The following is a 7,228-nucleotide window of genomic DNA, read 5'->3' as shown; positions in this document are numbered from 1 at the left end:
CGGAGGCCGTGGAGGAGCCCGCAGTCGACGTTGCGGAGCAGGTCGAGGCGGTGACTGCCGAGGCTGAGGTCGCCATCGACGTCGAGGAGCCCGCCGCGGAGCTTGAGGCCGCTGCGGAGGCGCTAGCCGTCGAGGTCGAGGAGCCTGCCGTTGGGGTCGAGGCCGTGGCCGGTGCCGAGGCAGTGACTGCCGAGGTCGAGGTCGAGGGCGAGCCGGAGGCCATCGCCTTTGAGGTGGGGGAGCCCGTGACCGAGGCGGAGGCCGTGGAGGAGCCCGCAGTCGACGTTGCGGAGCAGGTCGAGGCGGTGACTGCCGAGGCTGAGGTCGCCATCGACGTCGAGGAGCCCGCCACGGAGCTTGAGGCCGCTGCGGAGGCGCTCGCCGTCGAGGTCGAAGCGACGACTGCCGTAGAGGTCGAGGTCGAGGAGCCCGCCACGGAGCCCGAGACCGTCGCCGAAGCCCCTGCCGTCGAGTCGGAGCCCGAGCCCGTCGTCGAGGCCCTCGCGGCCGACACCCCTGCCTCCGAGGAGCCCGCCGACCGTCCCGCGAAGCCGGACTTCACCCCCGGCCGCCCCGTGACCGCCTACTCGGCCGACGAGTTGCTCGCCGTAGTCCGCTGGATCGACGCCGACGGCAGCGAGCGGAGCGACGAGGAACTGCTCCGCGCGGCCATGAAGGAGTTGGGCTTCGCCCGTCTCGGCCCCCGGATCAAGGAGGCGCTGGGCGCCGCAGTCACCGCCGCGCGCGGCTGACGCCCGGCCGACGGCCGTACGGCACAGGGCCCGGGACGCACTCGCGTCCCGGGCCCTGCGTCATGCGGCCGGGGCGGCCGGACCACAGAAGAGGGGTCAGCCTGCCTTGTTCCACGGCTGGCTGGCCATCAGCGCCTTCACGTTGGAGATGTACTTCGGGTTGGGGATGTCCAGACTGCCGACGATCTCGCCCGTGGTCGGGTCGGTGACGGTGTTGTAGTGCACGTTTCCCGCGCCCGCGTTGTACGCCGAGATGACCAGGTCGAGCAGCGGCGTCTTGCCGGTGGCAGGGTCGGGGGAGAGGTCGTACTTGCCGCCGAAGGAGGAGTCGCCGTAGTAGGCGACCAGCCAGTCGAGCAGCTGGGTGCCGAGCTGGACGTTCCCGTTGAGCGTCTTGGGGTCTGAGCTGGTGCCGTACTTGCCGTTCATCCAGCTCACGGTGTTCTGCATGATCTGCATGGTGCCGATGCCGCCGTCGCAGGCGAGGATGCCGGACTGCCAGCCGCTCTCCTGCCAGGCGATGGCCTTGACCAGGTTGACGGGCAGCGGCGGGAGCTTGTCGGTGCCGCCCGCGCTGAGGGTGAGGACCCGGGACTGCCCGGCCGCCGCCGTGAGGGCCGCGCCGACGGCCGTAGTGGGCTCGTCGGGCTGGGGCTTGCTCGGCTGGCAGCCGCTCTGCAGCGGCGGCACGTGCGGGACGGGCGGCGCGGGCGGCGGAGGGAGGGCGACGGCGCCGGGCTTGGCCGTGGGGACCGGCGCCGGGATGGCGGGCTTCTCGACCGGCGGCTGGGTGGCGGGTGCGCCGGCCGCGTTGCCGCCGCCGCTCTTGGCGTTGCCCGCCGGGGCGCCGGGCGTGGCCTTCGCCGACTTGCCCGGGCTCGCGCTCGGGCTGTGCGAGGCGCTGGCGGAGGTGGAGGCGGAGTCGCTGGGCGTCGGGGTGGCGCTCGCGGACGGGCTGGCGCCGGCCGTCTCGCTGGGCGCGGCGCTGGCGGCCGTGAGCGTGGTGCTCGACGCCGCGTTCGGGTGCTTGTCGGCGCTCTCGGTGCCGCAGCCCGCCAGGACGGCGGTCGAGACGGCGACGGCGGAGACCAGAACGGTCGTCCGCCGGGTGGTGCTCAACTTCATCGGTGATCCCCCCACTTGTCCCCGGCGACCTGATGGTTCCGGCGAGTGGCGGTCATCCTACGATGTGGTTTCCTCACCCTGGATGAACGGGTGGTCGATCGCTCGCCGGAGGACGGTCGGAGCGGTCACCAGGGAGGGCCCGTACCAGGTCAGGTGCCGTCCGCTGACCAGCGCGACCGGGATGCCGGGGAACGCCTCGGGGCCGTCCTCGGCGGTGAAGCTGTATGGCTCGTCCGGCAGCACCACCAACTCCGGTCGCCCCGACAGCAGTTCGGTCAGAGGCACGGCCGGGTAGCGCTCGGCGTGCTCGGCGTGGACGAGCCGCAGGCCGAGGCGGCGCAGCAGGTCCCCGGCGAAGGTGTCGCGGCCGAGCACCATCCACGGGCGGCGCCAGATCGGCACGATCGCCCGCGGGCCGTCCGCCGTCGGCCGTCCGCCCCGTGGGGATGCCGTCGGCCGGACGTCGCGCCAGGCCGCCTCCGCCTGGTCCAGCCAGGCCGGGCGCGGCAGTCGGCAGGCGACGGTGAGCAGTCGGTCCAGCGAGCGGAAAGCGTCGTCCAGGGTGCGGATGCCGGTGACCCAGACCGGCGCTCCGGCGGCCCGCAGCGCGTCCAGGTCGGGGCGGCGGTTCTCCTCGTCGTTGGCGATCACCAGGTCGGGGGCGAGCGCGAGGACGCCCGCCAGGTCAGGGTTCTTGGTGCCGCCGATCCGGGCCACGGTCAGGTCGGCGGGGTGGCTGCACCAGTTGGTGGCGCCGACCAGGAGCCCCGGCGCGGTGGCGGCGACGGCCTCGGTCAGCGAGGGCACCAGCGAGACCACCCGGCGCGGCGGGCGCGGACCGAGCGGTACGGGCAGGTCGAGGTCGTCGCGCGCTTCGGAGGGGTCGCGCGGGTCGGTGGGGTCGGCCATCCGGCCACCCTATGTCCGCCCGGCTGCGCTCGGCTCCGCTCGGCTGCGCGCGGGCGGTCGGGAAGGGCCGTAAATCGCCGGGCGATCCCCGGGAACCCGTCGCGGCCCCGGGCCGACTACCTGGTCCGGGTCCGCAGCGCGGGTCCCGGCCTGTCTTCGAACTCCGCTTTCGGGAGTTCGAAGACAGGCCCCGGCACGACCACCGACCAGGAGAGTTCTCATGCGCCCTCGCGTCGTCTGCGGCATCGCGGCCGCCGTCGCCCTGTTCGCCACGGCCTGCGGAAGCGGCGGCGGGGGCAGCGCCTCCATCACCGCCCGGGCCGTTCCGGCCGGGGGCTACCCCGTCACCGTCGCCGACTGCGCGGGCAAGGAGACGACCGTGGCCAAGGCCCCGACCAGGATCGTCACCAGCAACGCGGCGAGCCTGGAGATGCTGCTCCAACTCGGCGCGGGCGACCGGGTGATCGGCACCGGCTTCCCGCCCGGCAAGGGCACCCTGCCGCCGGCGCTGGTCGAGCAGGGCGCCAAGGTGCCGGTGCTCGGCGACAAGGCCGTTCCCAAGGAGAAGCTGCTCGGCTCCGGCGCTGACCTCTACGTCGACACCTTCGGCGCGATGCCGATGATGGGTGGCGGCGCCACCGGGCCCACCGAGGCGGAGTTCGCGGCGGCCGGCATCCAGCACGTCTACCTGCTCTCCACCGCCTGCGCCGGTACCCCGAAGGCCGCCAAGGCGCCGCGCACCGACCTCGCCGGGATCGAGGACGACATCCGCCGTCTCGGTGCCGTCACCGGCACCGCCGCCCGCGCCGAGGAACTCGTCACCGGGATGGAGAAGCGGATCGGCGAGGTCCGCACCGCGCTCGCCGGGGTCCCGGAGGACAAGCGGCCGAGCTACTTCGTCTTCGACTTCGACGCCGGGACCAAGCAGCCGGTCGCGGTCTGCGGTCGGCAGGTGGCCAACGCCGTCATCACCCAGGCCGGGGCCCGCAACGTGTTCGCCGACTGCGACGCCGACTTCAAGCCCGGCTCCTGGGAGGACGTCGTGGCCAAGGACCCGGACTGGATCCAACTGGCCGTGCGCAACCGGGGTAGTGAGGAGGCCACCCGCAAGGCCTACGACGACGCCGAGACGTTCCTGCGGAGCTTCCCGGCGACCCAGGGCCTGAAGGCCGTCCAGGAGGGGCACTTCGTGCGGCTCGGCTCCGAGGTGACCACCATCGCGGGGGTTCGCAACGCCGACGCCGTGCGGCAGATCGCCGCTACCGTCCACCCCGATCTCGTCAAGAACGGGCAGTAGGCCGTGGCTTCGGCCCTTCGTGCCGAGGGTGACCGGGACGACCGGGAAGCCCGTGACGACCGTGACAACCATGACGACCGGGGTGCCCGGCACGACCGATACGGCCGGGGAACCCGTGACGGCCGGGGAGCCCGGGAAGCCCACTGCCCGGCCCGCACCCTGCGGGCCGGGCCGCTGGCCGCCGCGCTCGCCGTCGCCCTGGTGCTCGCGCTGACCGCCGCCGTCTCGCTCGGCTCGGTGGAGCTCCCGCCCGGCGAGGTCTGGTCGGTGGTCGCCCACCACCTCACCGGCCGCGCGCCCCAGCCCGGCACCCGCGACCTCATCGTCTGGCAACTGCGCGTCCCACGCGCCCTGTTGGCGGCCGTGGTGGGCGCCGGACTCGGCCTGGTCGGCACCGCCGTCCAGGCCCTGGTGCGCAATCCGCTCGCCGACCCGTACCTGCTGGGCATCTCCTCCGGCGCTTCCCTCGGGGCGGTCGCCACCATCGTCCTGGGCACCGCCTTCGGCCTCGAACTCTCCTTCGGTAGCGCGCTCGGCCTGACCGTCTCCCTGGCGGCCTTCGCCGGTGCGCTCGCCGCGTTCTCCCTGGTCTGGCTGATGGCCCGGCGCGGCGGCGGCTTCTCCCCGCTGCGCCTGGTGCTGGCCGGCATCGGCATCGCCCAGTTCCTCGGCGGCATCACCAGCTACCTCGTCCTGCAGACCAGCGACGAGCAGCAGACCCGAGGCGTGCTGTTCTGGCTGATGGGCAGCCTCGGTGGCGCCGTCTGGGCCCAACTAGCCGTGCCCACAGTCGCCGTGGCACTCGGACTGGCCCTGCTCCAGGCCCGCGCCCGCGGGCTCAACGCGATGCTGATGGGCGACGAGACGGCCGCCGGGCTCGGTGTGGACGTCACCCGGCTGCGCCGCGAGGTCTTCGTCGTCACCAGCGTGCTCACCGGCGTGCTGGTGGCCGTCTCCGGGGCGATCGGCTTCGTCGGGCTGATGGTGCCGCACGTCTGCCGGCTGCTCGTCGGCGGCGACCACCGGCGGTTGCTGCCGCTGTCCGCCCTCACCGGGGCGGTGCTCCTGGTCGTGGTCGACACCGTGGCCCGCACCGCCCTGGACGGCCAGGAACTGCCGATCGGCGTGGTCACCGCCGTGCTCGGCGCCCCCACCCTGCTCTACCTGCTGGACCGACGACTGGAGCGCAGTTGAGGATCGCCGTCGAGGACCTGAGCGTCGCCCTGGCCGGTCGCACGGTGGTGGCCGGGGTCCACCTCGTCGCCGAGGAGGGGGAGATCGCCGGGCTGGTCGGGCCCAACGGCAGCGGCAAGTCCACCCTGCTGCGCACCGTCTACCGGCACCTGCGGCCGAGCGCCGGGAGGGTGCTGCTGGCCGGACGGGACCTGGCGGCACTGCGGCCCGCGCAGTCCGCCCGGCACATCGGCGCGCTGCCCCAGGAGCGCGGCGGTGACTTCGAGCTGAGCGTGCGCGAGGTGGTGGCGATGGGCCGCACCCCGTACAAGCGGGCCTTCGCGGCCGACGACCCCGAGGACCACCGGATCACCGCCCGGGCGCTCCTCCGGGTCGGCATGGCGGATGCCGCCGACCGCCGGTTCGCCCAACTGTCCGGCGGCGAACGACAGCGGGTGCTGCTCGCCCGGGCGCTCGCCCAGCAGCCGGACGTCCTGGTGCTGGACGAGCCGACCAACCACCTGGACGTCCGGCACCAGGTCGAACTCCTGGCCCTGCTGCGGGAACAGCGCCGCACCACGCTGGTCGCGCTGCACGACCTCAACGCCGCGGCCTCGGTCTGCGACCGGCTGCACGTGCTGCACCGTGGCGCCCTGGTCGCCTCCGGGACGCCGCGCGAGGTGCTCACCGCCGACCTGCTGGCCGAGGTCTTCGGCGTACGCGCTGCGGTGGTCGAACACCCGCTCACCGGGGACCCGTTGATCGCCTACGACCACCGTTCCCCGGCGCGCGCCGCCGAGCCGCTCCGGTAGTCCGGGGCGGCTCGGCCTCAGTGGCTCGGCGTCGGTGGATCGCTGTGGGTGACTCGGTCTCAGCGGCTCTCGGTAGGGCTCTCCGTAGGGCTCTCGGCAGGGCTCTCGGTAGGGCTCTCGGCGTGGCTCTCGTAGTGGCTCGGCCGGCCGTCCCGCTCCACCAGTCGGCCGAGCCTTGCGGCCTCCTCGTTGCGGAGCAACTCCCAGCTGCCGTCGCTCCGGTGGAGCACCGCCGAGTGCCAGGGGGTCATCCAGGCATCGGCCGCCGCCAGCAGCCGGACACCGAACTTCGGCGCACCGGCCGGCTGCGGGTGGATGGACAGCCGCACCGACCGCGGATGCTGCTCGGCGATCAACTCTCCCCAGGCCCGGCTGCGTTGGATCACTCCGTAGGCGCGGCGGCGGCACTCGCGCTGCAGGGCGGATCTGGTGCCGGGGAAGCCCACGGAGTCCTCGGTGAGGAAGCGGGTGATGCCGCGGTAGAGCCGCAGGGTCTCCTGTTCCGTCAGCACCTGCTCGCGCAATTCCTCGACGCTCGGCGCGTACCGCTCGTGCACCCGGGCGCGCTTGTCGTCGTACGGCAGGTCGCCGAGCACCGCCCGCAGGTCGAAGGTGCCGAGGTGGCTCAGGCCCTCGCGGTCGATCATCGCGGTCAGCTCGTCCGAGTACGCGTCGATGCGGTCGTCGGGGACGTTGATCAGGTCGCCGAAGATGTGACCGTCCGAGCAGATCAGGATCCGTGCGCCGGGCGGGTGGATCCGGCCTATCCGGGCGCAGAGCTCGTCGAGGAAGGTCAGCGACAGCCGCTCGCCCTCGTCGGGCAGGTGACCGAGCACCTTCGCCGGGTTCGGCGACTTGCACGGGAAGCCGGGCAGGGTGAAGACGATCGGCTCCCCGGCGTCGATGAAGTCCGCCAACTGCGCCAGCTGGAAGGGGAAGTGCTCGGGTCGGGCGTCGAACTCCGGGTCGGCGGCGCGGCGGTGCGGGAGCAGCAGGCCGAGGATGCGGGCGGCGATCCGTTCCGTAGACCGCTGTTCCGGGGTGCTGGTGAGGCTGGTGACGCTGGTGACGAAGGGGGTGGCGGTGCCGACGGGCGGCATGGTGGGTCTCCTCCACGGATGGGCGGGCGTACGGCTTCGGGCAGGCGGAGCCGTGGGCGG

Annotated in this window: 6 protein-coding genes and 1 pseudogene; 4 read left to right on the top strand and 3 right to left on the bottom strand. The window is 73.6% G+C overall.

Annotation, left to right across the window (positions count from 1 at the left end; translation table 11 throughout):
- Window positions 1-752 (top strand): annotated as a pseudogene (locus tag ACH4J0_RS07375) (hypothetical protein); the annotation flags it as partial.
- A 96-nt stretch (window positions 753-848) separates the two neighbouring features.
- Here ACH4J0_RS07375 and ACH4J0_RS07370 read toward each other — a convergent pair.
- Both ACH4J0_RS07370 and ACH4J0_RS07365 read right to left on the bottom strand, forming a co-directional pair.
- Complete coding sequence (locus ACH4J0_RS07370) at window positions 849-1,877, bottom strand: transglycosylase SLT domain-containing protein (protein ID WP_396237147.1); 1,029 nt, start codon at window positions 1,875-1,877, stop codon at window positions 849-851.
- A gap of 57 nt (window positions 1,878-1,934) precedes the next feature.
- Window positions 1,935-2,786 carry a helical backbone metal receptor gene (locus ACH4J0_RS07365; RefSeq protein WP_396237145.1) on the bottom strand — a complete coding sequence of 284 codons (852 nt, stop codon included), beginning with the start codon at window positions 2,784-2,786 and terminating at the stop codon, window positions 1,935-1,937.
- 220 nt (window positions 2,787-3,006) lie between these two features.
- Between ACH4J0_RS07365 and ACH4J0_RS07360 the strand changes: the two genes are divergently transcribed.
- The 3 genes from ACH4J0_RS07360 (at window position 3,007) to ACH4J0_RS07350 (ending at window position 6,068) form a co-directional block, all read left to right on the top strand.
- Complete coding sequence (locus ACH4J0_RS07360) at window positions 3,007-4,083, top strand: ABC transporter substrate-binding protein (protein ID WP_396237143.1); 1,077 nt, start codon at window positions 3,007-3,009, stop codon at window positions 4,081-4,083.
- 159 nt (window positions 4,084-4,242) lie between these two features.
- Window positions 4,243-5,277, top strand: a complete 1,035-nt coding sequence (locus ACH4J0_RS07355) for a FecCD family ABC transporter permease (RefSeq protein ID WP_396237487.1) — start codon at window positions 4,243-4,245, stop codon at window positions 5,275-5,277.
- Complete coding sequence (locus ACH4J0_RS07350; protein ID WP_396237141.1) at window positions 5,274-6,068, top strand: ABC transporter ATP-binding protein; 795 nt, start codon at window positions 5,274-5,276, stop codon at window positions 6,066-6,068. Before ACH4J0_RS07355 ends, ACH4J0_RS07350 begins: the two co-directional genes overlap by 4 nt.
- Before the next feature lie 59 nt (window positions 6,069-6,127).
- On the opposite strand, the gene ACH4J0_RS07345 is transcribed toward ACH4J0_RS07350, so the two are convergent.
- Window positions 6,128-7,168: an L-tyrosine/L-tryptophan isonitrile synthase family protein gene (locus ACH4J0_RS07345; RefSeq protein ID WP_396237139.1), complete on the bottom strand. Its 1,041-nt coding sequence runs from the start codon at window positions 7,166-7,168 to the stop codon at window positions 6,128-6,130.
- Window positions 7,169-7,228 lie beyond the last annotated feature (60 nt).

Origin of the sequence: Kitasatospora sp. NPDC017646, from assembly GCF_044329365.1 — a bacterium.
Lineage (GTDB): Bacteria > Actinomycetota > Actinomycetes > Streptomycetales > Streptomycetaceae > Kitasatospora.
The sequence above is the reverse complement of the archived record's forward strand: the minus strand, read 5'-3'. Positions and strand labels throughout refer to the sequence as shown.

Excerpts from the sequence above, each read along its gene's own strand:
- ACH4J0_RS07370 (WP_396237147.1), bottom strand. The coding sequence starts at position 1,877 with ATGAAGTTGAGCACCACCCGGCGGACGACCGTTCTGGTCTCCGCCGTC.
- ACH4J0_RS07365 (WP_396237145.1), bottom strand. The coding sequence starts at position 2,786 with ATGGCCGACCCCACCGACCCGCGCGACCCCTCCGAAGCGCGCGACGAC.
- ACH4J0_RS07360 (WP_396237143.1), top strand. The coding sequence starts at position 3,007 with ATGCGCCCTCGCGTCGTCTGCGGCATCGCGGCCGCCGTCGCCCTGTTC.
- ACH4J0_RS07345 (WP_396237139.1), bottom strand. The coding sequence starts at position 7,168 with ATGCCGCCCGTCGGCACCGCCACCCCCTTCGTCACCAGCGTCACCAGC.